The organism is Labrys sp. E2SS-1L, from assembly GCF_057073705.1.
In genome coordinates this window covers 2,405,467-2,431,345 of sequence record NZ_CP172712.1, presented here as the reverse complement: position 1 = coordinate 2,431,345, position 25,879 = coordinate 2,405,467, and the positions used below count along the sequence as shown (strand labels likewise).

Below are 25,879 nucleotides of genomic sequence, written 5' to 3'. Positions count from 1 at the left end.
TCACCCAAGCCAATCTCAGTTGAGCGCTGGTATCAGAATGTTTCGCGTCCGGCAGCCCTGAACTTGCAGTTGCACCGGACAGGTCCGGAAAGTGCGCAGATCCTTGCTCAGGCAGATACGCAATTCCGTGAGCACGCTGCCACGCTCGCCCCGGCTGCAGACCACGGTCATCATGTCGGGCCGCAGGCCGGGATTGGCTTGCGAGAAGGCCCGCCCGATCTCGATCGGTGCGGCCCGGCTGTCCTGCCCCGGGGCCCGATAGGCTTCGGGGACGACGATCCGGCGATAGAGCGTCGCCATCGCTTCGAAATAGCGGGTCGGCGACAGGCCCGAACAGGTGCCATGCTTGCGCCACTCATAGCGGGCCAGGCCTTCGGAGGGCATCACGCCCCGGGTTGCGGCGAGGTCTCGCCGCTGCACGAAGGCACCGGGATTGCACTCGGTGGGAAAATCGCGCTCCCCCTGCGGCCACAGGCCATGGACAAGGAAGCCGAGGCGCGAACCGATATCGCACTGGTCGGGCTGCTTGGCCGCGCCACCCGTGGCGCAGAAGCCCGGCGACCAGGTCAACGCGAGCAGATAAAGGTCAAAATCGCCCGGTGCCCCGCCACGGATCTCACGCGCGGCGAGACCGCTGCTCGCGGCCACCATGACAATGGCCGCGAGCAGGAGACGGATCACGGACGCGCCATCTTGCAGGCGGGCGCATAGGCCAGGTTGTGGTCGGTGCCATCGACGCACCATTCCACGCCCCAGCTTGCGCCGATCCAGCCGGTATCCTCGGCGATCGCATAGGAGACGCGGCGATAATGCCCGTCATTGGTCAGCACGCGTGCCACGCAGAAGCGGCGCGGAATGTAGCTCGCGCCCCAGGGCCGGAAGGCGACCTGGCGATGACGGTCGATCTGCTGGATCGCCAGGTTGGAATGCCAGTAATTCGCTTCCTTGCGGGCAAAGCGCGCGGCGATCTGGTCGGAGACGGCCTTGTCGGCGCAATGGGGCAGGACGGCGTCGTAATTAGGCCCGGACAGCCAGAAATTCTTTTCCAGCGCCGAGGCGGCAAGCGCCGGCGCACAGGATGCAGCCAGCAGGACGGCGGCAAGACCGGCAATACGCATGATGAGAATCCTTAAATCAGCAACTCATGCGAATCTGTCCGCGCTGAGGCCAGCCGTCAAGCACCAAGCCATGGGGCCGGGGCCCAATTGCTGCCGTTCGCAAGGCGGCCTGGCAATCGCTCGGCTTGCTGCTGCCCCCAAGACGACATGATCGCCTTCGTCTGTCACATTTCTGTCAGGAAACACGGTTGTTTTGCAGCAGCCATGAACAGGCTTAAACATGGATCATGAAACGGGGCGTCGATTCGGCCATGCAGAAATTCACCACCGCCCGCGAAGCTGCGCTGGCACTCCGCCCGGACGAACCGGTCTATGGCTTCCGACCGCAGGTCCTGGCGGCCGATGCGCGCGAGTTCATGGCCCAGTTTCCCGGCAAGACCGCCTATGCCGTGAAGACCAATGGCGAGCCGATGATCCTCAAGGTGCTGGCCGAGGCCGGCATCACCTCCTTCGACGTCGCCAGCCCGGCCGAGTTCGAAGCAGCCCGGGCCGCTTCGCCGAACTGCGAACTCCTTTATATGCATCCGGTCAAGGCGCAGTCCCATATCCGCCTGGCGCTGGAGACCTATGGCATTCGCGAGCTCTCGCTCGACCATGAGGACGAAGTCGCCAAGATCCTGCGCATCGTGCGCGCCCTCGACATTCCGCCCGAGGAGATCACGCTGTTCCTGCGCCTCGCCACCAAGGGCGCGGCTGCCTACGAACTCTCCAAGAAGTTCGGCGCCACGCCGACCCATGCGGTCGAGCTGCTCGATCGCATGGCCGGCATCGGCTTCAAGACCGGCATCGCCTTCCATGTCGGCTCCCAGGTCGAGGATCCGGAGACCTATGAACGGGCGATGGCCTCCGTCGCCTGGGTGCGCTCGCGCATCAAGGAGGATATCGTCAGCCTCGACATCGGCGGCGGCTTTCCCGCGCAATATGGCCTCGACCCCAAGAAGAAGGGCTCGAACCAGGGCACGCCGACGACCGAGGCGCTGATGCGCCAGATCCGGGCCGACATCGCCGACTGGAAGCTGGACGACCTGCCGCTGGTGGCCGAGCCCGGCCGGGTGATCGTGGCGCGCTGCCTGTCGGTGATGGTGCGCGTGCTGCTCAAGAAGGGCCAGCGCCTCTACATCAATGACGGTGTCTGGGCCTCGCTCTCCGATTCATGGACGGGCAAGCTCCTGCTGCCGACCCGCTTCATTCCCGATCCCGCCCGCAAGCGCCGCAACGGCTCGCCCGACAAGCTGTTGCCGTTCCGCATCTGCGGTGCGACCTGCGATTCCGTCGACATCCTGACGCGCCCCTTCTATCTGCCCGAGACAATCGACACCGGCGACTGGATCGAGATCGGCCATATCGGCGCCTATTCGCTCGGCCTGCGCACCCGTTTCAATGGGTTCTTCCCCGACAAGTTCGTCGAGCTGGAGACCCCGTTCGAGGAAGAGCCCGGCGTCAGCATTCCGATTGCGGCGGAGTAGAAATCTTCTTGCCCTGTTCTTTTATCACCGAGCGTTGATCTGAACTTCGAAATCATTTGCTCGTGACGGAAACTACCCCTAGCTTGGTGACGTAGTAGAATACACTACTTGTTCTATGCCTTGGGGGTTCTCTTGATCCGTCTTCTCGGTATTTTTGCTGTTTGCCTTGCTTTAGCCTCGTGTGCGGGACGCGTATCGCTCTCACCGGCCACCGATGCCGGCCTGGCATCGCGAGGCTGGGAGGAAGCGCGTAATCTGGCATATTACGCGCCGTCGGGCGTGCGTCTCACCAAAGGGCTTATCTGCAGGAGCGCACGCTGCGGTGGGCCAGGCTTCGTGATGACCGGAACCGCTTCCCTGCCGAACGGCAGCGCACTGGGTTTCCGGGGCGTGATGGCCAACCGTTCTCTTACCGATGCCAAGCTCCTCCAGGCACTCCGGCTGCTTAGCGAGGGCTCTCCGAACCTGGCGGGAATCGACGGCCACCTCATCGGCGCACGTAAACGGGCCAATTCGGTCGAGCTGACGTTCTCCTTTGCCAAAAGCACGCCCCAAACGGGCCGCATCGTCGGACTGGCCCGCGCCGATGTCAGGGGAACCGACATGTCGGTGGTGGTGGCCGGTGGCCCCACCATGGCCAGTGCGCGGCAGCGGTTGGGGCTGCTCCCCAATTAGAGGATAGCCCGAGCCAGGCCGCCGTCGATCGGGATGGCCGCGCCCGTGACATAGGAGGCGAGGTCACTGGCCAGGAAGGCGGCAACGGCACCGAATTCATCGGCGGTGCCATAGCGCCCGATCGGAACCTCGGCCTGGCTCTCCGCCGCAATCGCCTCTGCATCCACGCCGCGCGCCTCGGCATCGAGGCGGTCGAGTACCTTGGTCCGTTCGGTATCGAGCCGGCCGGCCAGCAGGAGGTTGACGGTGACGCCATCCGCCGCCACCTCGTTGGCAAGGCTCTTGGCCCAGCCGGCCACCGCCGCCCGCAAGGCGTTCGAGGCCGTCAGTCCCCTGATCGGCTCCCGCACGCTGGTCGACGACACCACCAGGATGCGCCCCCAATGCCTTGCCCTCATACCCGGCAGGACATGGGCGGCGATGCCCAGGCCCGTCAGGAAGAGAGCATCGAACTGTCGATGCCATCGTGCGCTATCCGTTTCGCCGGCACCGAAAGGCGGCGGCCCGCCGCCATTCAGCAGCAGAATATCGACGCCGCCCCATTCGAGATCGATCCGCTCGAACATGGCTGCGACATCGGTGGGATTTTCGAGATCGGCACGAATACCGAAGGAGGACGGCGAGACGCCGCGGAGTTCCGCGGCCGTCGTCTCGAGTGCTGCCGCGTCGCGTCCCACCGCGGCGACGACCGCCCCCTCCGCCGCCAGGCGGGCGGCCACGCCGCGCCCGAGGCCCTTATTGCCACCGAGCACCAGGGCCCGCTTACCGTCAATTCCGAGATTCATGTTTCTATCCAATATTTTGTCGCGTCACCCGTTCAGCGCACATGCACGATGGCATCGACCTCGACGGCGACGCCCAAAGGGAGCCCCGCCATTCCCAAGGCGGAACGGGCGTGCTCGCCTCGGGATCCGAGGACCCTGAGAAACAGCTCCGAGGCACCATTGCCTACCTGCGAGATCTGGCTGAACCCGGCCGCGGCATTGACATAGACGGTGAGCTTGGCGACCCGGACGATCCGATCCAGATCGCCCTGAAGCTCCCTGTCGAGCCAGAACAGCACGTTGGCAGCGCATAGTTCGGCGGCCTTGCGGGCCTCATCGAGGCTCACGCCGTCGCCGACCTTGCCGATGGCCGTGATCTCCTTGCCGCGTTCCGGAATCTGGCCGGAGATGTAGACGATGTCGCCGATACGCACACAGGGCTCGAATGGCAGGTCGGCGCGGACAACCAGCGGCGGTGTCAGGCCGAGTTCGTGAAAAATCTGGCTGAGCATGGACAAGGCTCCCTTCCGGCGATGTGACGGAATGGGCTTGCCAGATCGAGAGGTTAAAAAGTATCCTTATAATGATGATATAAGCATCAGGATAATTTATGGATCGAGATCTGGATCCTTATCTCCTGCGGGCTCTGCTTGCCGCGGCCGAAACCGGGACGATCAGCGCGGCAGCCGAACGGCTGTCCCGGACGCAGGCGGCGGTCAGCATGCAGTTGCAGCGGCTCGAAGGCGATCTCGGCACCAGACTGCTCGACAGGACGCCGCGCGGCGTCTCGCTGACGCAGGCCGGCGAAACATTGGCGGCCTATGCCAGGCGCCTGCTCGCGTTGACCAGCGATGCGCGGCGACAGATCGAGGGCCGGCAACTGGCCGGCAGAGTCAGGCTGGGCCTGGTCGAGGACCTTGCAATGACGCCATTACCACTCGCACTCGCCGAGTTTCGGCAGCAGCATCCCAAGATCCAGCTCGACCTGATGACGGCCCACAGTCCCGAACTCGACGGCGCCGTGCGGGAAGGCCGCTGCGACATCGTCATCGGCGATCCTTCCCGTTTCGGTTCGGCGCCCCATTTCCACTGGTCCCGGCGGCTGGTCTGGGGCGGCAGCCGCCTCATCGACCTGTCCGACGCTGCGCCCGTACCTTTTGTCGCCTTCGAGGAATCCTGCACATGGCAGGACAGGACGGCCGTCGCCTTTGCCGAAGCCGGCATCGCCTGGACCATCGCCTGCCACGTCACCACGTTCGCTGCGCTGGTCGGCGCATTGCGTGCCGGTCTCGGCATCAGCCTGATGTTGCCGGAGACGCTCCCTGCCGACTGCGAAACCTTGGCACCCCGCATTCGCCTGCCGGCACCGCCCAGCGCCCATTTCGGCCTGTTCCTGGGGGAAGAACCGAGCAATCCCACCCGGCAGCTCGCGGCGTTCCTGCGGGACCGGCTGGTTGCCTGACACTATAGCGGGTCCAAGGATCGTCCGATGGTCTCAATGGGCCCGGCACTGGCCCGATACCTCGCGAGGAGTGAGACCGAATTGTCGCCGGAATGCTGTGGCGAAATTCGCCGGGCTGGCATAGCCAGCCAGCTCACTGGCCTCTTGGACGCTCGTCTCGCCCGACAACAGGGCGGTATGGGCATGTTCCAGTCGAATACGCCGGACATAGTCGAAGACGCTATGACCCTCGCCCAGCCGGAACAGCCGCTGCAACCCGCTGGCACAGACCCCGGCTTCCCGGGCGATCGCATCGATGCTGAGCGGCTCGGCCAGATGGGTTGCGATCAGGTCCTTGGCGCGCCTCAGGCGGACGAGATCCTGGCGGGCCAAAGTGCCGCCTGCGCTCCGGCTGCGATCTGTCCGTGTCGCCGCAGCGATGGTCTCGGCCACGATCTCCACGGCGCGCCCCTCCAGATAGAGATTGCGCAATTCCGGTGCAAACGCCGTCGGCGTCATGACCTGCCGCACCAGTTCGGCCAGGCGCGGCATCAGCGTCCAGCGATGCTCGCCAAGATGATCCTTGAGCAGGCCGGCGACGAGCCCCTCGCCATGCACGGCCTCGAGGCCCTCGATCTGCAGCCATTCCGGCGAGGCGGACACCACCAGATGACGCACATGCTGGCGTTCCCGCGAAATCCTGCGGAAGATTTCGGGCGTGGTGCTCATGATGGCAACGCCTTCCATCGCCCCGCGCGGGCCGCCTCGGAACTCGAAATGACGGTCGCCAATCCCCAGCCCCACCTTGCCGTCCACGAAGAAGATGCAGGACAGGCCCGGCTGCAGATGCGAGGTCACCGTAAAGGCACGTTCCTCAACGACGTTGCCGCCATGCAGGAATAGGCCCGGGCGCAATTCCCGGTGCATGAACTCACCTTCCATCAGGATATCGTCCATCGAAAGGCGGCTGTCGGGGCTGTCGAGGGTAACCTTGTCCCTTTCGAGGAAATCGCGCACGCGAATGGCCTTGAGCTCGCCGCCGGCAGCCTGCCCGCGCTGGCTTGAAACTATGCTCATCGGCAAAGCCTTTCCGTCTACGTTCGGCATCCCTCTACCCCAGAGTCAGGGCTTGGGACGCCGCGATCATCCGTCACCAAAGATTTCATCGGCACGCAAAGATCTAAGATCGTTGCGCAAAGACCTTAACATTGCCAAGTGCGAAACAATGCCATAGCCGATAATTAAACTCACATAGCAAGTCAATTCCCTGGACAATGCATGTTTTTGAACAGATCAAAACCAGAAGATAATGGCAGCGTTACCAGTGGATCGTTACGAGATTCAAAATCTAGAATGAATCTAGACTGCACAGAATTTGCATTGCGGCTGTGTATGGTTGCAAACGTCTCCGGGCTGGCGCTGACTATCGTCCTTTTCCAGGGCATGTCTGCGCCCGCAGCCCTGGCGCAGCAAAGCAGCACGGCGACGTCGCCGCCGATCGAGCTCGATCCGGTCGTCGTCCAGGCGACAGGAGGCCCGAGCGGTGAGCGGAGCGTGGTGGCCAAGCGCAACAAGAGCGCATCCAAGACCGACACGCCCCTGATCGAGACGCCGCAGGCGGTCAGCGTCGTCACGCGCGGCCAGATGGACGCCCAGGGCGCCAATACGGTGGCCGAGGCGCTGCGCTACACGCCGGGCGTGATGTCGGACCCGAACGGCAACGACATCCGCTATGACTGGCTCTATATTCGCGGCTTCAACACCTACGCCACCACTTGGCTCGATGGGCTTGTCCTCCCCGGCGACCCCAGCGGCTACGCCAATCCCGCCATCAATCCCTATACGCTCGATCGCGTCGAGGTAATCAAGGGGCCGGCCTCGGTGCTCTATGGGCGCACGGTTCCGGGCGGCTTCATCAACCAGGTCAGCAAGCGTCCGCTGAGCACTGCCCGGCGGGAAGTATCGCTGCAATCGAGCGCCTTCGGCGGCATCCAGGGCGCCTTCGATTTCACCGGCCCCCTCAGCGAAGACGGAGCCTGGTCCTATCGGCTGATCGGCCTTGCCAAGAACCTCAACACCCAGATCGACCATGAGCGCGACCGGCAATTCCTGATCGCGCCGAGCCTGAGCTGGCGTCCCGACGAGAACACCACGCTGACGCTCTATGGCTACTATCAGAACGATCGGCCGGTCTTCAATCCGCGCTTCTATCCGGCCGTCGGCACGCTGCTACGCAATCCCAAGGGACAGATCCCGCGCGATCTCTTCCTGGGAGAGCCGGATTGGGGCCACTTCCACCGCGACTATTTCCATCTGGGCTATGAGTTCGAGCATCGCTTCAACGACACCTGGACGGTGCGCCAGAATCTGCGCTTCGCCCGCTCCGACCAGAGCATGAAGCTGGTGCTTGTCAACCCGGCCTTTGCCTGGCAGCCGGACGGACGCACCCTCAACCGTGTCACCGCCATGTCGCAGGACACCCTGTCGGCCTTCACCGTCGACACCCAGATCGAGGCTAAGTTTGCCACTGGCCGCTTCGACCACACCGTGCTGGCGGGCCTCGATTACGTCCACAACACCTCGTCGACCAATTTCGGCAACAGCGGCCCGACACGGCCGATCGACATCCTGGATCCCGTCTACGGCAATGGCCCGTTCCCACTGGCCCCGCTTCAGCGCTCCGGCCTGCAGACACAGAACCAAATCGGCGTCTACCTCCAGGACCAGGCCCGCTATGACCGATGGGTCGCGACGTTCGGCCTGCGCTACGACATCTCGCAGATCGATACGAAAGACCGCATGCCAGGGGGTAAGGCACCTGTCACCACCAAGGACAGGCAGTTGAGCGGCAGAGCCGGGCTCACCTATCTGTTCGACAATGGCCTGGCGCCCTATGTGAGCTACTCAACCTCCTTCCTGCCGCTGCTCGGGTCCAGTCTGGACAAGGTACCCTTCAAGGCACTGACAGCGGAGCAATATGAGGTTGGCTTGAAATATGAGCCGCCAGGCGGCGGCGGTATGGTGACCATCTCGGCTTTTCAGCTCACAACCGATAACGCCCTGACACCGGATTCGCGCGATACTCGCTTTTCCGTCCAGAGTGGCCGGCAGCGCGTTCGCGGCATTGAACTGGAAGGCAAATACGATTTCTCGCCTCAGTTTCAGGTGATGGCGTCCTATGCCTACTCCGACTCCAAGGTACTCAGTTCCAACACGCCGGCGGAGCTTGGCCGGGAAATGCTGCGGCTGCCCGAGCATCAGGCCAGCCTGTGGGCCCTCTATCGCCCAGGCTTCGTGCCCGGTCTATCCTTGAGCGCAGGCGTGCGCGCGACGTCCTCCTACCAGACCGACGCCAAATATCTCCCGCAATTGCGCATTCCCGGCCGGGCGCTGGTCGACCTTGGTGCCGAATATGATCTCGGCACGCTGGGCAAGAACCTGCAGGGCGCCACCTTCCGGGTCAACGTCACCAACCTGTTCGACAAGACCTATGTCTCGCACTGCCTCAACATCACCGGCGGCAGCTGCAATTACGGTGCGGCACGCGCGATCACCGCGAATCTGAAATATACATGGTGATGATCGCACAATTCCTCCGCACCGAACCGCAGGCCGGGGCCACCGCCAGGATGACCTGCAGATCCATGGCCTTCCTCCTGCTCGGCGGGTTGATCCTGGCTGCGATGAGCCTGGTATCCACCGCCCGGGCCGAGATCCGGCTGACGGACGCCGCCGGGCGCGAAGTCCGCCTGCAACAGCCGGCCAGGCGCATCGTCACCAATGACAGCCTCGTCCTGCTGTCGTTGGCCCTGGTCGATCCGCAGCCGATCTCCAAGCTGGCCGGCTGGGCCGCACCGCAGCGGTTCGACCGCGGCCTTTATGATGCCTTCCACCGCCGGTTCCCCGAGATCGACGACATTGCCGTGGTCGGCGCGGTTTCGCCCGCCAACAGCTCGATCGAGGCGATCCTCGGCGCGCAGCCCGATCTGTTCGTCATCAGCATCTGGCAGCCCGATTGGGACGCCATTGCCGCCAAGCTGGAGGCTGCCGGCGTGCCAGTGATCTTTCTCGATTCCCCTCGAAACAAAGGACGGACGGCAGGCGAGGCGACCATGGCCTCGATTCGCCTGCTCGGCAGGGCAATTGGCCAGGAAGCCCGCGCTGAGGCCTTTGCAGCCTTTCTGAAGGTCCATTACGACCGTATCGCCCAGCGGCTCGAAAGCGCGAAGACGCAACCCCGGAATACCTGGCCGCAGGTGCTCGTCGATGCCCATGCCGGCCTGCAATGCTGCTCCACCCCCGGCGCGGACAACCCCATCACCCATGACCTCGCCTTTGCCGGCGGCCGCGTGCTCGGCGCCGACATCGTCCCCGGCTATGACGGCCAGCTCAGCCCCGAATATGTCCTGGCCGCCGATCCCCAGGTCTATGTCGGCACCGGCGGCTCGCATCTGGCTAAGCGCGGCGGCCTCGTTCTGGGCGCCGGCATCGCGCCGGAGGCCGCCCGCGCCTCCCTGCGCGCGGCGGTCCAGCGCAATCTCCTCGGCGAGCTCGGCGCCGTGCGCGAAGGCCGCGCTTATGGCCTGTCGCATCAGGTTGCCATTTCGGCCTTGAACATCCTGGCGGTCGAATGCCTGGCGAAATGGACGCATCCGGATCTGTTCGCCGATCTCGACCCGGCGCAGACCCTGGCCGAGATCAACCAACGTTTCCTGGCCGCCCCTGTCGAAGGAACCTTCTGGATCGATGCGGGGCCCGTGGCGGGTCCGTCGACGCCATGAGCCCCATCCCTTCCGCCAAGAACTCCGGCCGCACCGCCCTCACCGACTATCGTGCGAGCCAACGCCGCCGGCTGTTCCTGGTCCTCGCGCTGATCGCGCTCGGGCTCGCCGCCTTCTCGATCGACCTTGTCGTCGGCCCCTCGGGCGTCGGCCTGCGCAACACGCTGGCCGCCCTGTTCGGCACGGACGAGGTCGCCCGCCCCGTCCAGGTAATCGTCTGGCAGGTCCGCCTGCCGATGAGCGTGATGGCGCTGCTGGTCGGTGCCGCCCTCGCCTTGGCGGGAGCGGAAATGCAGACGGTCCTCGGCAATCCCCTCGCCGAACCGTTCACGCTCGGCGTGTCCTACAGCGCCGCTCTCGGCGCGGCGGCGGCGATCGTGCTCGGCCTGTCCCTGCCCGGGCTGCCGGCAAGCTGGATGGTTTCAGCCAACGCCTTCCTGTTCGCCGCCCTCTCCCTGGGAGGGATCCACGCCCTCGCCCGCTGGCGCGGCGCCAGCCCTCAGACCCTGATCCTGTTCGGCATCGCCATCGGCCTGTCGGCCGAGGCCCTGCTGTCGCTCCTGCAATTCATAGCCTCGACCGATGCCCTGCAGCAGCTCGTCTTCTGGCGCATGGGCAGCCTGGTGCGGGCGGATGCCAACACCACCCTGATCCTGGCGGTCGTGCTGGCCGTCAGCATTCCCTTCTCGCTGGCGGCTTCCTCGCGCTTCACGCTGCTGCGCCTGGGGGAAGAACGCGCCCGCAGCCTCGGCGTCGACATTGCCAGGCTGCGCCTGGGATCGCTGCTGCGCGTCGGCCTGCTCTCGGCCACCGCGGTGGCCTTCGTCGGTGTCATCGGCTTCGTCGGCTTGGTCGGCCCGCATATCGCGCGGTTGCTGGTCGGCGAGGATCATCGCTTCCTGCTGCCCGCCAGCATGGCTGTGGGGGCACTGGTCATGCTGGTCGCCTCCATCGTCACCAAGCTGATCATACCCGGCCTGCTGCTGCCCGTCGGCGTAGTGACGGCGCTGATCGGCCTGCCGGTGTTCTTCACCCTGGTGCTACGGACGCTGGGGAAAGGCCTATGAAGGCGGATCATACCCCCGCCCTCGTCGTGAGCGGGCTTCATGCCGGCTATGGCGGGCATGAAATCATCGCGGATCTCACTTTGCCGCCCCTGCAGCCAGGGCGGCTGGTGGCGCTGGTCGGGCCCAACAGCGCCGGAAAGTCGACCCTGCTGCGCGCCATGGCTCATCTCATTCGCACGCGCGGCCAGATCGCGCTGGGCGAACGCGACCTCACCCGCATGAGCGCCACCGCGAGGGCGAGGCTGGTCGGCTTCATGCCGCAGGCCCTGCCGCTCGACGTTTCCCTCAGCGTGCTCGAAACCGTGATCGCGACCCTGCGGGTCGCCCAGGCCGGCGAAGGCCCGGGCTCGCATGCCGAGCAGGCCCTGGATGTCCTGACCCGTCTCGGCGTGCCTTATCTCGCCTCCCTGCCGCTCGACCAGTTATCCGGTGGACAGAAGCAGGTGGCCAGCCTGGCCCAGGCCATCGCCTGCGCACCGCCCGTGCTGCTGCTCGACGAGCCGACGAGCGCGCTCGACCCGTCGCGACAATATTTCATCATGCGCAGCATCAAGGACTATGCCGCGGGCGGACGCATCGTGGTGGCCGTGCTGCACGATCTCGCCTTGGCGGCGCAATGGGCTGACGATCTCATTGTCATGCGCCAGGGCGGGCTCCATGGCGCCGGGCCGCCAGACGACATCCTCACCCCACGCATGCTGGCCGATGTCTACGACGTCGAGGCACGGGTGGAACGCTGTTCGCAGGGACGGCTGCAAATCATGGTCGACGGTGTGGTCGAGCGCAGCAGCCGCTCGGGCTCCGCCTCGGCCCATCACCACCAGAAAGCAAATCCATGAAGCGTTTTGTCGCCCAGGCCCGCATCGAACTGCCTGACTCCGAAGCGGTGATCGTGCCACTCTGCGAACATTTCATCGAGCATGGTGCCGAGGTCGAGCACCGCGACGGCGCCCATATCCTCAATTTCCGCGGCGCTAAGGCACGCTTCTCGAACACCGGCCCGGCCACCCTGGTCGACACCGAGGCGGAGAGTCTCGAGGAGCTCTACTTCATCCGTCAGGCTGTAGCCTCGCATATCGTGGAATTTGCCCAGGGCAGCCGGCCCGCCATCGCCTGGACCGGGGATGGCATGGAGATCTCACGCCCTCCTAACTTCCAGATCTTCCGGGTGATGGGGGTGAAGGATGTGACGCCTCACATGCGCCGCATCACGTTCTCCGCCAGCGACGTCTCCCGCTACCAGTCCATGGAGGCGCTGCATCTCAACATCCTCGCGCAGCACCCCGACCTGACCGAACCGCAATGGCCGAGCGTCGGTCCGGACGGACTGATCCATTGGCCAGATCCCGATCGCAAACCCAGCCTGCGCAAATATACCGTGCGCTCACTCGATGTTGTGGCCGGCACGCTCGACATTGATTTTGTGCGCCATGCCGACGCCGGACCGGGCTCAAACCTGGCGGAGAGCATGAAGCCAGGCGAGGAGGTCGGGGTCCTCGGCCCGGGTGGCGGTGGCTTGGCCGAGGCCGACTGGTACCTGTTCGCGGGCGACGAGACCGCGCTGCCGGCAATAGGGCGCATGCTGGAACGCCTGCCCGCAAGCGCGCGCGGCAAGGTCCTGATCGAGGTCGCCGACGAAAGTGAGGTACAGCAGCTCGATTTTGCCGCAGCCATCGAGATCGAATGGCTGTTCCGCAACGGCGCGCCGGCCGGCACCACGAATCTGCTGGTCGAGGCGGTCAGCCGCACGGCCTTCCCCGATGACGGCTCCCGCCTCTACGCCTGGGTGGGCTGCGAATACCAAGCCTTCCGCACTTTACGCGCCCAACTCCTGGGCGAGCGCGGTCTGCGCCAGCACAAGCATCTCATCGTCGCCTATTGGCGCAAGGGGCACGACGAGGTCGCTCACTGAGAGGGCTCGGCGGCGCCGGGAAGCACCGCCTCAGTGATGCCCATGCAGGCATTTGTCGTGATCGGCCAGGATCTCGATCACGCGGCATTCGTCGACGCGGCCATGGCGGCAGCCTTCCGCCATGCGCTGCAACTCAATTTTCAGCGCCTGCAGGCTGGCAATGCGCTGTTCCACTTCGACCAGGCGAGCCTGGGCAATGGCGTCGGCCGCCGCGCAGGACTGGCCGGGATTGTCCTGCAGGTCGAGCAGGGTCCGGATCGCGTCGACCTCGAAGCCGAGTTCGCGCGCATGACGGATGAAGGCGAGCCTGCGCACATCGGCTGCCTCATAGAGACGCCGGTTGCCGTCGGTGCGCGGCGGCGCCGGCAGCAGGCCCACCTGCTCATAGTAACGGATGGTCGGCACCTTGACGCCGCTGCGCTTGGCCGCCTCGCCGATCGCCACGCCTGAAAGCTTCATTTTCCGCTTGCTCCTCTAGCCACTAGAGGATGTAGTTGCCTTCGCAGAAGATGCAACCCATTCGAAATGCGAGACTCGAAATGGCTATCGCTGCGATCCAGACCCGTTACCGCGTGGAGGGCATGGACTGTGCCTCCTGCGCCAGCAAGATCGACAAGGCCGTGCGCGGCGTCACCGGCGTGGAGGACGTCTCGGTGTCGGTGACGGCAGGCACGATGACGGTCAAGCATGGCGACGGCCAGGATCTCGGCGCGGTCGAGGATAGGGTCCGTCGCCTCGGCTACAAGGTTTCTCCCCTGGCCAGCGCAGCGCCGACGACCGTGGGAGCGAAGCCAGATCACGATCATAAGCACGACCATGATCACGGCGCCTGCTCCGGTCACGACCATGCTCATGCGGGGCACGTCCACGATCACGACCATGATGATCATGATGACCATGACGATCATGCCGGCCACGACCACGGCAAACACGATCATGGCAAACATGATCATGGCGCCCAAAGCGAGGCACCTGCCCTCGCCGGCCTGCATGGCCATGACCACGGCCCTTCTTCCGGTCCCTGGTGGCGCTCGGGCAAGGGCCAGCTCACCATTGCCGCCGGCGTCGCGCTGGTGGCCGCCTATGGCATCGGCCATCTCTTTCCTTCGATCGCGGTCTGGGCCTTCGACATCGCCATGCTGGTCGGCCTCGTTCCGATCGCGCGGCGCGCCTTCGTGGCGGCTCGCTATGGCATGCCCTTCACCATCGAGATGCTGATGACCATCGCCGCCGTGGGCGCGGTGATCATCGGGGCGGCCGAGGAAGGCGCCGCCGTGGTCTTTCTCTTCCTGGTCGGCGAGCTCCTGGAGGGCGTCGCGGCCGGAAAGGCGCGCGCCAGCATCCAGTCTCTTGCCAGCCTGGTGCCCAAGACCGCCCTTCTCGAAGAAGAAGGACGCACCAAGGAGGTGCCGGCCGAAACGCTTGCCGTCGGCGCCGTGATCCTGGTGCGACCGGGCGACCGCATTCCCGCCGACGGCGTCATCGTCTCGGGCGAGAGCGCCATCGATGAGGCGCCGGTCACCGGCGAAAGCACGCCCAAGCGCAGGGAGACCGCCGACACGGTTTTCGCCGGCACCGTCAATGGCGACGGCGCCCTGCGCATCCGCGTGACGGCCAGCGCTGCCGACAACACCATTGCCCGGGTGATCAAGCTCGTCGAGGAAGCTCAGGAGAGCAAGGCGCCGACCGAGCGCTTCATCGATCGTTTCTCGCGCTATTACACCCCGGGCGTGGTGGTGGTCGCGGCCCTGGTGGCCATCCTGCCTCCCCTCCTCGGCGGCGCTTCCTGGAACGAGTGGATCTACAAGGGCCTGGCGATCCTCCTGATCGGCTGCCCCTGCGCCCTGGTCATCTCGACGCCGGCCGCCATCGCCGCCTCGCTCTCGGCCGGTGCGCGCCGTGGTCTCCTGATGAAGGGCGGCGCCGTGCTCGAGACCGTGGGCAAGATCACCGCCGCCGCCTTCGACAAGACCGGCACGCTCACCGAGGGCAAGCCCAAGGTGACCGACATCGTGCCGTTCGGCCGCGAGGAAGCCGAGGTACTGCGGCTTGCCGCGGCCCTGGAGGCCGGTTCCAACCACCCGCTCGCCACCGCCATCCTGGCCAAGGCGGCCGAACGCAACGTCCTCGCCCCCGTCGCCCGGGACTCCAAGGCATTGGGCGGCAAGGGCGTCACCGGCAGCATCGATGGCCTCGCCCTCTTCCTCGGCTCGCCCAAGGCTGCGGCCAGCGAGACGGCGCTTCCCGCGGACATCGTGACGCGCATCGAAGCCTTCAACCAGGATGGCAAAACCGTCTCGGTCCTGCTGGCCGGCGGCGTGCCTGCGGGGCTGATCGCCATGCGCGACGAGCCGCGCGAGGACGCCATCGCCGGGCTTTCGGCCCTGCGTGCGGCCGGCGTGCGTACCCTGATGCTCACGGGCGACAATGCCCGCACGGCCCAGGCGATCGGCAGCAAGCTCGGGCTGGAAGTGCATGCCGAACTCCTGCCGCAGGACAAGCAGCGCATCGTCAACGAGCTCAAGGCGCAGGGGTTGACGGTGGCCAAGGTCGGCGATGGCATCAATGACGCGCCAGCGCTGGCGGCGGCCGATATCGGCATAGCCATGGGCGGCGGCACCGACGTCGCCCTGGAGACGGCCGATGCCGCCGTGCTGCATGGGCGCGTCAGCGACGTGGCCGGCATGGTCTCGCTGTCGCGCCGGACCATGACGAACATCCATCAGAACATCACGATGGCGCTCGGCCTGAAGGCCGTGTTCCTGGTCACCACCATTGCCGGCATCACCGGCCTGTGGCCGGCCATCCTCGCCGATACCGGCGCGACCGTGCTGGTCACCATGAACGCGCTGCGCCTGCTGCGGGCAAAAGCCGGCTGAGGCAGGACGCGGTCTTTTCAGGTCGTGCATCACCCCTTCTCCCCTTGCGGGAGAAGGTCCCGGTAGGGGGATGAGGGGTCTCAGCACCTTAGTCGACATAGAATCTGCCGCTTGACCTCTCTTGCCAACAATCGTATATAGCCATAAGGTTAATTAACTAGATGGCTATATACGATGCCCGACCATCTCAGCGACACCTTCTCGGCCCTGGCCGATCCGACGCGCCGGGCCATTCTCGCCCGGCTGTCCCAGGGTGAAGCCACCGTCATGGAGCTGTCGGAGCCCTTCACGCTGACCCAGCCGGCGATCTCCAAACATCTCAAGGTCCTGGAAAAGGCCGGGCTCATCAGCCGTGGCCGGACGGCGCAATGGCGACCCTGCCGGCTCGAGCCGGGCCCGCTTCGGGACGCCTTCGACTGGGTCCAGCACTATCGCCGCTTCTGGGACGACAGTTTCGACCGTCTTGAGGATTATCTCGCCGACCTTCAGGCCCGCGGAAACGACAAGGACGACAAGCATGACTAGCGCCCTCAACGCCGCGCAGGCAGCCAGCGAACACGAACTCGTCATCACCCGCCTGTTCAAGGCGCCGCGCGATCTAGTATTCAAGGCCTGGACGGAGCCGCAGCACCTGATGCGCTGGCCCGGCCCCAAGGGCTTCACCGCGACCTCGGACAAGTTCGACTGCAGCCCGGGTGGTGTCTATCGCACTTGTCTGCATGCGCCTGATGGCAGCGATCATTGGGTTCGCGGCACCTATCTGGCGGTCGAACCGCCGGCTCGCCTCGTCTTCACCCATGCCTGGGAGGACGACGACGGCAATGCCGGCCCCGAGACCATCGTCACCGTCACCTTCAAGGAGGAAGACGGCCAGACCTTGATGCGTTTCCACCAGGCCGTCTTCACTACCCTCGCCTCGCGGGACGGCCATGGCGAAGGCTGGAGCCAGAGCTTTGATAGGCTCGAAGCCTATCTGGCCGAGGTGGCGCCCTGAAACTTTCCCACAGCGAGGCCACGCCATGCGCAAACTCAAGCTGGAAATGCAGATCTCCGTCGATGGTTTCAGTTCGAGCCAGGATGGCAATAATGACTGGATGGTGTGGAACTGGGCGCCCGACTGGGGCTGGGATACAGAACTCAGGCACTATCACGAGGCGCTGACCGCGTCCTCCGATTGCATCCTGCTCAGCCGGATGATGGCCGAGGAAGGCTTTCACCAGCACTGGCAGACGGTTGCGGAGGATTCCGCCAGCCCCCAGTCAAGTTTCGCCAGGGCGATCGGCGACATGCGCAAGATCGTCTTCAGCCGCACTTTGAAGGAGTCGCGCTGGACCCATACCGAAATTGCCAGATCGGGTCTCGCCGAGGAGGTCAACCGCCTCAAGCGCGAGCCCGGCAAGGACATCATCGTCTATGGCGGCCCCATCCTGGTCTCGTCCCTGGTCGAGGCCGGGCTGATCGACGAATTCCACTTTATCGTCAATCCGGCCCTGCTCGGTAATGGCAAGCCCGTGCTCGGCGCGTTGCACAGGACGACGCGCCTCAAGCTGGTCGACGCCCGCCCCTTCCCCTGCGGCGTGGCGGTGCTGCACTACGCCAAGCTGTAACGGCTTCGACTACGCCTCCGTCTTCAGGAAATCGACGAAGGCGCGCAAGGCCGGACGCATCAAGCGCCGGCTGGGATAGTAGAGGAAGAGACCCGGAAAGGCCGGGCACCAATCCTCCATGAGGCGCACGAGCCTGCCTTGGGCAAGCGCCTCCGCCACGAGCCCCTCGATCAGCAGAGCCAGCCCCTGCCCCGCCAAAGCTGCATCGAGCATCAGGGCGTCGTCATTGACGATGAGGCTGCCCGTCACTGCCAGTTCGATGGCCTTGCCGTCCCGTTCGAGCTCCCAGCGATAGAGGGAGCCATCGGTGAAGCGGCGCTGGATGCAATCGTGATCGTGGAGATCGGCGGGCAGTTCCGGCCTGTGCCGGCCATCGAGATAGCCGGGCGCACCGACGATGGCAAAGCGCAGCGGGCCGCCGAGCGGCACGGCGATCATGTCCTGCTGCAGGCTTTCGCCGAACCGTATGCCGGCGTCGAAACCCGACGCCACGATATCGGTGAAGGCATCCTGGGCCAGGATTTCCACGCTCACCGCGGGATATCGGCGCATGAAACGCAGGGCCAGCGGCAGCAGCACATGCTGCACGGCCGAGCGCGGCGCGCTGAAGCGCAGCTTCCCGGCGATGTCCGCCTGCGAAGCGCTCGCCTGTTCGAGCGCCTCCTCGATCGAAGCGAGCGCCGGCTGCAGGTGCCCCAGCAAGCGTTCCCCGGCAGCGGTGGGCGCGACGCTGCGGGTCGTGCGGGCCAGCAGCCGCACGCCGAGACTTTCTTCAAGACCTGTGATCGCCTGGCTGACGGCCGAGACCGACATGCCGAGCTTGCGGGCCGCGGCACGAAAGCTGCGCTGCTCGGCGATGGCCGAGAGGATGACGAGGCCAGGGAGATCGGTCCGTTTCATTGTTCAGTTATACAAAACAAGCCATTTAAAAAAGCATGGATTATCGAACAACTCAATGAGGTGCATGGTCGCCGATATTACGGAGGACCACATCATGAAGACACGCCAACTCGGCACCGAGCTCAGCGTTTCCGCCATCGGCCTTGGCTGCATGGGCATGAGCTTTGCCTATGGCGGCCAGGCCGAGGCGGATGCCATCCGCACGCTGCATCGCGCCATCGATCTCGGCATCACCCTCTTCGATACCGCCGAGGTCTACGGACCCTTCACCAATGAGGAGCTCGTCGGCAAGGCGTTGAAGGGGGTCAGGAACAAGGTGGTGATCGCGACCAAATTCGGTTTCCGCATTGCCCCGGAAGGCCAGGATCGTGACCGTATCATCGGTGTGGACAGCCGTCCCGAACATGTGCGCGCCGTTGCCGAGGCCTCGCTTCGCCGCCTCGGCATCGAGGTCATCGACCTATTCTACCAGCATCGTGTCGATCCCGCCGTGCCGATCGAGGACACGGTCGGGGCCATGGCGGACCTGGTGAAAGAGGGCAAGGTCAAGGCCCTCGGCCTGTCGGAGGCCGGCGCAACGACCATCCGGCGCGCCCATGCCGTCCATCCGATTGCCGCGGTCCAGACGGAATATTCGCTGTGGAGCCGCGATGTCGAGGCGGAGGTGTTGCCGGTCTGCCGGGAACTCGGCATCGGCTTCGTGCCCTACAGCCCGCTGGGCCGCGGCCTGCTGACCGGCACGATCCGCGATCACAGCACGCTCGCCGAAGACGACTGGCGCAAATCCCTGCCGCGCTTCCAGGAAGACAACATGGCGGCGAACCGGCTCCTGCTGGCGAAGTTTGGCCACATCGCCGAGAGCAAGGGGGTGACCCCAGCCCAGCTCGCCCTGGCCTGGGTACTGCATCAGGGCGATTTCATCGTGCCGATCCCTGGAGCCCGGCGCTTGCCTCATCTGGAGGACAATGCGGCGGCGGCCACAATCACCCTCACCGCAGCCGATCTTGCCGCCATCGACGAAGCCATGCCGCCTGCCAGCGTCAGCGGCGAGCGCTACATGCCGGAAGCCATGGCGCTGGTCGACGCCTCGTGAGACAAAGCAATCAGCATCGCCTCAGGACGCGCGATACCTGCAAAAGCACACCCTGGCCGGCGCCGGCCCTGTCCAGATGTCCCCGGACGATCAGACAAGACCGCTGGCGCCAAGTACGGCGGATCGCGGCGACATCCGCGGGCCTTGCCTGCAGCCGGGGCAGCGGGCCTCGGTAGAGCGGGTGCGGCGAGTCGGCCGCATCCACCGGCTGGATCGCCATTTCGCCCCAGGGACATGGCGCCCGGATGCACATGATCCGAAGCGGCGCCAGACGCAGTGTTTGCAACCGGTCGCGCGCAAGACCTACTGCCGGAGCAAAGGCGCCAGCGAAAATGACCGCCGCCGCCATGCCAAGGGACAGATACCGAATTGCCCGCATCGCTCGCGCTCCCATCATGGCCGCCCCCTCATCCATCCCAGCATGGCGCCCGGGTTCCCGCTGTTGTCCTGGCAACAGGCAGCGTTGTTTGGGCGCTTTCAATGCAAAAGGCAGGCTCGCGGCCTGCCTCCTTGCTTCGTCTCGCCGGTCTCAGCTCCGTCAGGCCGCAGCCGACTGGCTCTCAGGGCGCACCGCCTGATTGAAGTCTTCGATCAGGCTGCGAGTGATGGTGCCGGGCGTGTAGCGATGTTCGAGGATCTCGCTGACCGGCGTGACCTCTGCTGCCGTGCCGGTGAGGAAGCACTCGCTGAAGCTGCCGAGTTCGTCCGGCATGATGCGCCGTTCGATCACGTCCAGACCGCGGGCCTTGGCAAGATCGATCACCGTGCGGCGGGTGATGCCGTCCAGGAAGCAGTCGGCGATCGGGGTGTGGATCTTGCCGTCCTGGATGAAGAAGACATTGGCACCGGTGCATTCGGCCACACGGCCCTGCCAGTCATACATCAGCGCATCGGCATAACCGCGACGCTCGGCACGATGCTTGGAGATGGTGCAGATCATGTAGAGGCCGGCGGCCTTCGACAAGGAAGGTGCCGTCTTCGGATCGGGCCGGCGATATTCGGCCACGTCGAGGCGAATACCCTTCATCTTGGTCGCCATGTCGAACATGCTCGGCCATTCCCACACGGCGATGGCGGTGTGGATGGTGGCATGCTGGGCGGCCACGGCCATCATTTCCGAGCCACGCCAGGCCACCGGCCTGACATAAGCATCCTTCAGGCCGTTCTTGTCGAGCACGGCCTGCTTGGCGGCATCGAGTTCCTCGACCGAATAGGGAATGGCGAAATCAAGAATCTCGGCAGAACGCTTGAAGCGTGCGGAATGCTCGGAGGACTTGAAGATCTTGCCGCCATAGGAACGCTCGCCCTCGAAGACGGCACCGCCATAGTGCAGCCCATGCGAAAGAACATGAAGCTTGGCATCGCCCCAGGCCAGCATCTGGCCATCCAGCCAGATAAAGCCATCGCGTTGATCGAAGGGCAACATCGACATGACACATCCTCCAGCGCTTAGCGCTTCCTCGAGCAAAGTGCGTCTTGGCGAAAACGCTTGCTTGCTCTTACTCTTCGGTTCGACACGTCTCGGCGATTCCTGGCGTTTCCGTCGAATCGCAAAACGTGTTGGAGCAAATGGCAAAACGCCGACTTGCTCCATTTGCGGAGCCCTGCATCCCCTGGCGATTTCACCGGGGCGCAAGACAGCTTGGTAACCGCAATGTTATAGCCATTGGCGGGCAGTTGCGGAAACTGTTCCGTTCGCCGCGAGCGTCTTTTTCGCTCGGGACGTGGCTGGATAATGGCAACCGTCGCTTTTGCGTCGGGGGGCAAATCCCCTTATGTTTCGTGCCGGAAACGGCACCGCGCCTCGCGCGTTGAGATATCCACCCGTTCCAGAGCAAAGCGCGTTTAGACGGAAACGCTATTTTGCTCTAACTCTTTGGTTCGATGCGTCTTTGCGATTCTTGGCAATTCTGCCAAATCGAGAAACGCTCCGGCGGAACATCCTTTCGCGCTGAGCCCGGTTTGCGTAACGATCTGACGAAAATATGTCAATATGGCTGACGTAAATTTCTCGTTCTCCCCTGCCTCCACGCCACGCTCGGAAACCGAGCAGGGCGAGCCCCCGCTTTATGAGCTGATCGAACTCTTCTTCTTCGCCTATCGCGACTTCGTTGCCGATCCCGACCATGCCCTCGAAGCCTATGGTTTTGGGCGGGCCCACCATCGCGTGCTGCATTTCGTCGACCGCAATCCCGATCTTACTGTCGCCGAATTGCTGGATATTCTGAAAATCACCAAGCAGTCGCTGGCCCGGGTGTTGAAGGACCTGGTCGACCAGGGCTTCATCCTGCAGCGCGAAGGCAGGGAAGATCGTCGGCAGCGTTTGCTGACCACCACGGTGAAAGGCAAGCAACTGGCCGTCGAACTGGCAACGACGCAATCCCAGCGCATCGCGCGAGCACTCGCCGAAGCCGGGCTGACCGGCCCCGAGCTGGCGCAACGCTTCCTGTTCGCCATGGTCGATCCGGACGGGCGGGCGGAAGTCGCCCGGCTCATCAGCGGCAACGTCACCAAAGGCGACAAGATCCGGGGTGAAAAACGATGAACAAGGTTGCCGTCCTTCCCGACGACGCCCCCCATATCCTGCTGGTCGACGACGACAACCGCATCCGCACGCTGCTCTCGCGCTATCTCGGCGAGCACGGCTATCGCGTGACCACGGCCGAACACGCGGCCAGCGCCCGGCAGCGCATCGAGGCGATCACCTTCGATCTGATGATTGTCGATGTGATGATGCCAGGCGAGAACGGTTTCGACCTGACCCGCTGGATCCGCACCGGCTCCAGCGTGCCGATCCTGATGCTGACGGCACGCGGCGATCCGGATGATCGCATCAAGGGCCTGGAGATCGGCGCCGACGACTATTTGCCCAAGCCGTTCGAACCGCGCGAATTGCTGTTGCGCCTCAACAATATCCTGAAGCGGGCGGTTGCTCCGACACCGGCGGAACCGGTGCGCGACATCGTCACCTTCGGCGACTTCACCTTCCATGTCTCGCGCGGCGAACTCCAGCAAGGCGGCGAGACGGTTCGCATCACCGAACGCGAGCGCGACATGCTGCGCCTGCTGGTCGAGATCCCGCGCGAGACGGTGGACCGGCTGGCGCTTGCCGGTTCGGCCGCCGACATCGCCAATGAGCGCACGGTCGACGTGCAGGTGAACCGCCTGCGCCGCAAGATCGAGAAGGATCCGGGCAATCCGGTCTATCTGCAGACGGTGCGCGGCACAGGATACCGCCTGATGGTCGACATGTGATGCAGTCCCGTCCGCCGGCCCTTCAATCTGCCGGAGCGCTGCTCCGCAAAGGCCTGTCGCGGGCGTCGGAGGCCGCCCGCATTGCGTTGCCCCGGATGCGAGAACTCGCCGCCGGCCCCGGGCGCGTGCTGTCGGCACTGGGCGACCGCATGCCCAAGGGCCTCTATGCCCGCTCGCTGCTGATCATCATCACGCCGATGGTGCTGCTGCAGGCCATCGTCACCTACATGTTCATGGAGAAATATTGGCAGGGCGTGACGGCGCGGCTGTCGGCCGCCACCACCAAGGACATCGCGGCGATCGTCGAGCTCTACCAGCAAATGCCCCATGACAAAGGCACGACGGACCTGCTCCAGTTGGTGGCCCAGAAGCAGCTCGCGCTCGGCATCGAGTTCCGCCCCCTCGAGGATCTGCCGCCGCGCGGTGCCCGGCCCTTCTTCGACATTCTCGACCAGGCGCTGTCGGACGAGATCCGCATGCGCATCGGCCTGCCCTTCTGGATCGATACGGTCGGCCGCTCGGATTTCGTCGAGATCCGGGTCAAGCTCGATGATGCCGTGCTGCGCGTCTTCGCCCGTCGCAGCCAGACCTTCGCCTCCAACTCCTATATCTATCTGCTCTGGATGCTCGGCTCCTCGCTGATCCTGATCACGGTGGCGATCCTTTTCCTGCGCAACCAGATCCGGCCGATCCAGCAGCTCGCCAATGCCGCGCAGGATTTCGGCAAGGGGCGCGATGTCCAGAACTTCCGCCCGCGCGGGGCTCGCGAAGTGCGCCAGGCCGCGAGTGCCTTCATCGAGATGCGCCGGCGCGTCGAGCGCGCCTTCGAGCAGCGCACCGCCATGCTCAACGGCGTCTCGCACGACATGCGCACCATCCTGACACGCTTCAAGCTGTCCTTGGCCCTGCTCGACGAAAGCAGCCCCGAATATGAGGATCTGCAGAAGGACGTCGACGAGATGAGCCGTATGCTGGAGGCCTATCTCGCCTTTGCGCGCGGCGACGCAGCGGAGCAGGCCGAAGCCACCGACATTGCCGCCCTGCTGGAGGAGCTGCGCGCCAATGCCATACGCCACGGCCAGGATGCCCGGGTCAGCTTCCAGGGCGATCCCATCGTGGTGGTGCGACCGGACGCCTTCCGACGCTGCCTGACGAACCTGGTATCCAACGCCCAGCGTTTCGCCAGGACCATCGTCATCACCGGGGTGCGCGAGCAACGCTATCTCGTCGTCACCGTCGACGATGACGGCCCCGGCGTGCCCGAAGAAAGCCGCGAGGACGTGTTCAAGCCTTTCTTCCGGCTGGACGAGGCCCGCAACCAGGATCATGGCGGGACAGGCCTCGGCCTCGCCATCGCCCGCGACATCGCCCGCTTCCATGGCGGCGACATTACCCTCGCCACCAGCCCATTGGGCGGACTGCGTGCGAATGTGCGCATCCCGGTCTGATGCCGATCAAAGATCGGCAGATGCCCGGCGCTGGCCGATCTACTTGTCTGTACTGACTTTCCCGCCACCGGAGGTGCCACGCGCCAGCTTCAGCGCCGCTTCGATGCCGTCCTCCAGGATCGCGTCGGACTGTTCGGGATTGGGGACGACGCGCGCGAGCTGAAGCGTTCCAGCCAGCAGGGCCATGATGGCGGTAGCGGTGCTGCGGCGCATTTCGGCATCGCCACCGGGCAGAGCGTCCGCGACCACGCCGATGCTGCCGAAGAGTTCCTCGGTGAAGACGGCCCGGGTCGTCTCGGACTGGCGCGCGATCTCACTGGAAAGCGCGGCGATGGCGCAGCCCTTGTCGGGCATATCCCGGTGGATAGGACGCAGATAATAGCGGATCAGCCCTTCGATCGGGTCATCGGCGCGCTCGGCGGAGCGGCGCAGCTTGCCACGCCGTTGTGTCAGCGTATGGGCGACGGCTTCCCGCACCAAGGCATCCTTCGAGGCGAAATGGCTGTAGAAGCCGCCATGTGTCAGCCCCGCATCGGCCATCAATGGCGCAATGCCGGTGCCGTCGATGCCATCCCGCAACAGGCGCAACGCGGCGGTTTCGAGAATCTGCCGGTGCGTCGCATCCTTATGGCCCTTGTCATAGCGCATGAACAGCCTCGCCTCCTGTCACGGATCGCGCCGCCGGAAAATCCACGGCCAGAAAATCGACGGTCTGGCCGATCACACCAGCATCGCTGAGAATGCGGCCATGACCAAGCCCGTCCAGCTCGATCAATCCTGATCCGCGCCAATATCTGGCAATTTCGCGCGCTTCGCCAATGGCGACGACGCGATCGTCCCTGGAATGGAGGAGAAGAGCCGGTTGCGTCAACCGCTCGGCAAAACTGGGCAGGTCCATGATCGGCAATTCGGTACCCAGGCGGATGAGTTCGTCGGCCATATGGGCGAGATCCCTGGTGTCGACCACCCCCAATGCCATTGCCGCCGCCCGCATCTGACGGCCGTAATTGGCGGGTGACGCAATCAGGACCACGCGCCCAGCCTCCAACCCGCCGGCCAGTGCGACGGTCAGGACCGGCCCGCCGACGGAATGGCCGATCACGCCATGCAGGCGCCCACAGGCCTTGCCGACAGCGGTCACGGCCCTGGCCATCTGTGGGATGGTCGCCGAGACGCCCTCGGAGCTGCCATGAGCCGGCAGGTCGACCGCGATCACGCCGAGACCGCGCGCGAGCAGGGGTTCCACGAAAGCGAGCATGTCGAGATGGGAGGCTTCCCAGCCATGCACGAGGAGCACTGGTTCGCCTTGACCCCAGCGCCAACCGGCGATGACGGCGCCATCATGCTCTACGGAGAAGGGGATAGCACCTTCGGGAACCGTGACAGGGCGCGGGGGAAGCCGCCGGGGCGTGATCATCTGCAGAGCCAGCCTGCGCGGGTCGATGCGTTCCGAAAGATCCATGACCACTCTCC

General features: G+C 64.8%; 26 protein-coding genes. 16 read left to right on the top strand and 10 right to left on the bottom strand.

The genetic code is table 11. The features are described from left to right. Positions 1-15 precede the first annotated feature (15 nt). Complete coding sequence (locus ACIGJE_RS11275) at positions 16-681, bottom strand: ribonuclease T2 family protein (RefSeq protein WP_483680094.1); 666 nt, start codon at positions 679-681, stop codon at positions 16-18. Continuing rightward, positions 678-1,118, bottom strand: coding sequence for a hypothetical protein (locus tag ACIGJE_RS11270; protein WP_149254242.1), 441 nt, complete (start codon positions 1,116-1,118; stop codon positions 678-680). Before ACIGJE_RS11270 ends, ACIGJE_RS11275 begins: the two co-directional genes overlap by 4 nt. Positions 1,119-1,369: 251 nt before the next feature. Between ACIGJE_RS11270 and ACIGJE_RS11265 the strand changes: the two genes are divergently transcribed. Both ACIGJE_RS11265 and ACIGJE_RS11260 read left to right on the top strand, forming a co-directional pair. Then, complete coding sequence (locus tag ACIGJE_RS11265; protein ID WP_311933487.1) at positions 1,370-2,584, top strand: alanine racemase; 1,215 nt, start codon at positions 1,370-1,372, stop codon at positions 2,582-2,584. A gap of 132 nt (positions 2,585-2,716) precedes the next feature. Beyond that, entirely contained in the window at positions 2,717-3,259 is a 543-nt protein-coding gene (locus ACIGJE_RS11260) for a hypothetical protein (protein WP_311933489.1), read from the top strand. Here the strand turns inward: ACIGJE_RS11260 and ACIGJE_RS11255 are convergent. Together ACIGJE_RS11255 and ACIGJE_RS11250 are read right to left on the bottom strand one after the other, a co-directional pair. Next, on the bottom strand, positions 3,256-4,044 hold the full coding sequence (locus tag ACIGJE_RS11255) for an SDR family oxidoreductase (protein WP_483680092.1): 789 nt from the start codon (positions 4,042-4,044) through the stop codon (positions 3,256-3,258). The two genes, ACIGJE_RS11260 and ACIGJE_RS11255, sit on opposite strands and share 4 nt — an antisense overlap. A 32-nt stretch (positions 4,045-4,076) precedes the next feature. Beyond that, entirely contained in the window at positions 4,077-4,535 is a 459-nt protein-coding gene (locus ACIGJE_RS11250; protein ID WP_483680090.1) for a RidA family protein, read from the bottom strand. 98 nt (positions 4,536-4,633) lie between these two features. On the opposite strand from ACIGJE_RS11250, the gene ACIGJE_RS11245 reads away from it, so the two are divergent. After that, positions 4,634-5,485 (top strand): LysR family transcriptional regulator, encoded by an 852-nt coding sequence (locus ACIGJE_RS11245; RefSeq protein WP_483680088.1) that lies wholly within the window; start codon positions 4,634-4,636, stop codon positions 5,483-5,485. A gap of 33 nt (positions 5,486-5,518) precedes the next feature. Here the strand turns inward: ACIGJE_RS11245 and ACIGJE_RS11240 are convergent, their stop codons facing one another. Beyond that, the gene (locus ACIGJE_RS11240) at positions 5,519-6,541 is read right to left on the bottom strand and encodes a helix-turn-helix transcriptional regulator (protein WP_415086040.1); all 1,023 of its coding nucleotides are present in this window, start codon (positions 6,539-6,541) and stop codon (positions 5,519-5,521) included. Positions 6,542-6,856: 315 nt separating this feature from the next. Here ACIGJE_RS11240 and ACIGJE_RS11235 point away from each other — a divergent pair, with 315 nt between their 5' ends. The 5 genes from ACIGJE_RS11235 to ACIGJE_RS11215 are packed head-to-tail and all read left to right on the top strand — an operon-like array spanning position 6,857 to position 13,224. Then, complete coding sequence (locus ACIGJE_RS11235) at positions 6,857-9,043, top strand: TonB-dependent siderophore receptor (RefSeq protein ID WP_483680086.1); 2,187 nt, start codon at positions 6,857-6,859, stop codon at positions 9,041-9,043. Then, a complete protein-coding gene (locus ACIGJE_RS11230; protein ID WP_483680084.1) occupies positions 9,037-10,245 on the top strand; it encodes an ABC transporter substrate-binding protein in 1,209 nt (402 codons plus the stop codon). Before ACIGJE_RS11235 ends, ACIGJE_RS11230 begins: the two co-directional genes overlap by 7 nt. Beyond that, the gene (locus tag ACIGJE_RS11225) at positions 10,242-11,312 is read left to right on the top strand and encodes a FecCD family ABC transporter permease (protein WP_483680082.1); all 1,071 of its coding nucleotides are present in this window, start codon (positions 10,242-10,244) and stop codon (positions 11,310-11,312) included. Before ACIGJE_RS11230 ends, ACIGJE_RS11225 begins: the two co-directional genes overlap by 4 nt. After that, complete coding sequence (locus tag ACIGJE_RS11220) at positions 11,309-12,151, top strand: ABC transporter ATP-binding protein (RefSeq protein WP_483680080.1); 843 nt, start codon at positions 11,309-11,311, stop codon at positions 12,149-12,151. Before ACIGJE_RS11225 ends, ACIGJE_RS11220 begins: the two co-directional genes overlap by 4 nt. Continuing rightward, complete coding sequence (locus ACIGJE_RS11215) at positions 12,148-13,224, top strand: DUF2218 domain-containing protein (protein WP_483680079.1); 1,077 nt, start codon at positions 12,148-12,150, stop codon at positions 13,222-13,224. Before ACIGJE_RS11220 ends, ACIGJE_RS11215 begins: the two co-directional genes overlap by 4 nt. Before the next feature lie 30 nt (positions 13,225-13,254). Here ACIGJE_RS11215 and ACIGJE_RS11210 read toward each other — a convergent pair whose 3' ends face one another. Continuing rightward, a complete protein-coding gene (locus tag ACIGJE_RS11210) occupies positions 13,255-13,683 on the bottom strand; it encodes a MerR family transcriptional regulator (RefSeq protein ID WP_311933495.1) in 429 nt (142 codons plus the stop codon). An 80-nt stretch (positions 13,684-13,763) separates the two neighbouring features. Here ACIGJE_RS11210 and ACIGJE_RS11205 point away from each other — a divergent pair, with 80 nt between their 5' ends. The 4 genes from ACIGJE_RS11205 to ACIGJE_RS11190 all read left to right on the top strand — a co-directional run bounded on the left by ACIGJE_RS11205 (position 13,764) and on the right by ACIGJE_RS11190 (position 17,710). Continuing rightward, positions 13,764-16,103: a heavy metal translocating P-type ATPase gene (locus ACIGJE_RS11205; RefSeq protein ID WP_483680077.1), complete on the top strand. Its 2,340-nt coding sequence runs from the start codon at positions 13,764-13,766 to the stop codon at positions 16,101-16,103. Between the two features lie 174 nt (positions 16,104-16,277). Further along, positions 16,278-16,628 (top strand): ArsR/SmtB family transcription factor, encoded by a 351-nt coding sequence (locus ACIGJE_RS11200; protein WP_415086055.1) that lies wholly within the window; start codon positions 16,278-16,280, stop codon positions 16,626-16,628. Then, entirely contained in the window at positions 16,621-17,097 is a 477-nt protein-coding gene (locus ACIGJE_RS11195) for an SRPBCC domain-containing protein (RefSeq protein ID WP_415086056.1), read from the top strand. Before ACIGJE_RS11200 ends, ACIGJE_RS11195 begins: the two co-directional genes overlap by 8 nt. Positions 17,098-17,122: 25 nt before the next feature. After that, the gene (locus tag ACIGJE_RS11190; RefSeq protein ID WP_415086058.1) at positions 17,123-17,710 is read left to right on the top strand and encodes a dihydrofolate reductase family protein; all 588 of its coding nucleotides are present in this window, start codon (positions 17,123-17,125) and stop codon (positions 17,708-17,710) included. Positions 17,711-17,719: 9 nt separating this feature from the next. On the opposite strand, the gene ACIGJE_RS11185 is transcribed toward ACIGJE_RS11190, so the two are convergent. Next, positions 17,720-18,610 carry a LysR family transcriptional regulator gene (locus ACIGJE_RS11185; RefSeq protein ID WP_311933507.1) on the bottom strand — a complete coding sequence of 297 codons (891 nt, stop codon included), beginning with the start codon at positions 18,608-18,610 and terminating at the stop codon, positions 17,720-17,722. Between the two features lie 94 nt (positions 18,611-18,704). Here ACIGJE_RS11185 and ACIGJE_RS11180 point away from each other — a divergent pair, with 94 nt between their 5' ends. Continuing rightward, a complete protein-coding gene (locus ACIGJE_RS11180) occupies positions 18,705-19,703 on the top strand; it encodes an aldo/keto reductase (RefSeq protein ID WP_415086060.1) in 999 nt (332 codons plus the stop codon). 538 nt (positions 19,704-20,241) lie between these two features. Here ACIGJE_RS11180 and ACIGJE_RS11175 read toward each other — a convergent pair. Next, positions 20,242-21,135 carry a branched-chain amino acid aminotransferase gene (locus ACIGJE_RS11175; protein WP_367624136.1) on the bottom strand — a complete coding sequence of 298 codons (894 nt, stop codon included), beginning with the start codon at positions 21,133-21,135 and terminating at the stop codon, positions 20,242-20,244. Positions 21,136-21,696: 561 nt separating this feature from the next. Between ACIGJE_RS11175 and ACIGJE_RS11170 the strand changes: the two genes are divergently transcribed. From ACIGJE_RS11170 to ACIGJE_RS11160, 3 genes are all read left to right on the top strand, one after another. Next, complete coding sequence (locus ACIGJE_RS11170; RefSeq protein WP_311933512.1) at positions 21,697-22,248, top strand: MarR family winged helix-turn-helix transcriptional regulator; 552 nt, start codon at positions 21,697-21,699, stop codon at positions 22,246-22,248. Then, positions 22,245-22,958 (top strand): response regulator, encoded by a 714-nt coding sequence (locus ACIGJE_RS11165; RefSeq protein ID WP_311933514.1) that lies wholly within the window; start codon positions 22,245-22,247, stop codon positions 22,956-22,958. Before ACIGJE_RS11170 ends, ACIGJE_RS11165 begins: the two co-directional genes overlap by 4 nt. A gap of 95 nt (positions 22,959-23,053) precedes the next feature. After that, positions 23,054-24,406, top strand: a complete 1,353-nt coding sequence (locus ACIGJE_RS11160) for an ATP-binding protein (RefSeq protein WP_311933516.1) — start codon at positions 23,054-23,056, stop codon at positions 24,404-24,406. Between the two features lie 39 nt (positions 24,407-24,445). On the opposite strand, the gene ACIGJE_RS11155 is transcribed toward ACIGJE_RS11160, so the two are convergent. Beyond that, complete coding sequence (locus tag ACIGJE_RS11155) at positions 24,446-25,054, bottom strand: TetR/AcrR family transcriptional regulator (protein WP_367624137.1); 609 nt, start codon at positions 25,052-25,054, stop codon at positions 24,446-24,448. Beyond that, positions 25,044-25,868, bottom strand: a complete 825-nt coding sequence (locus ACIGJE_RS11150) for an alpha/beta fold hydrolase (RefSeq protein ID WP_367624138.1) — start codon at positions 25,866-25,868, stop codon at positions 25,044-25,046. The genes ACIGJE_RS11155 and ACIGJE_RS11150 overlap by 11 nt, the downstream gene beginning before the upstream one ends. Positions 25,869-25,879 lie beyond the last annotated feature (11 nt).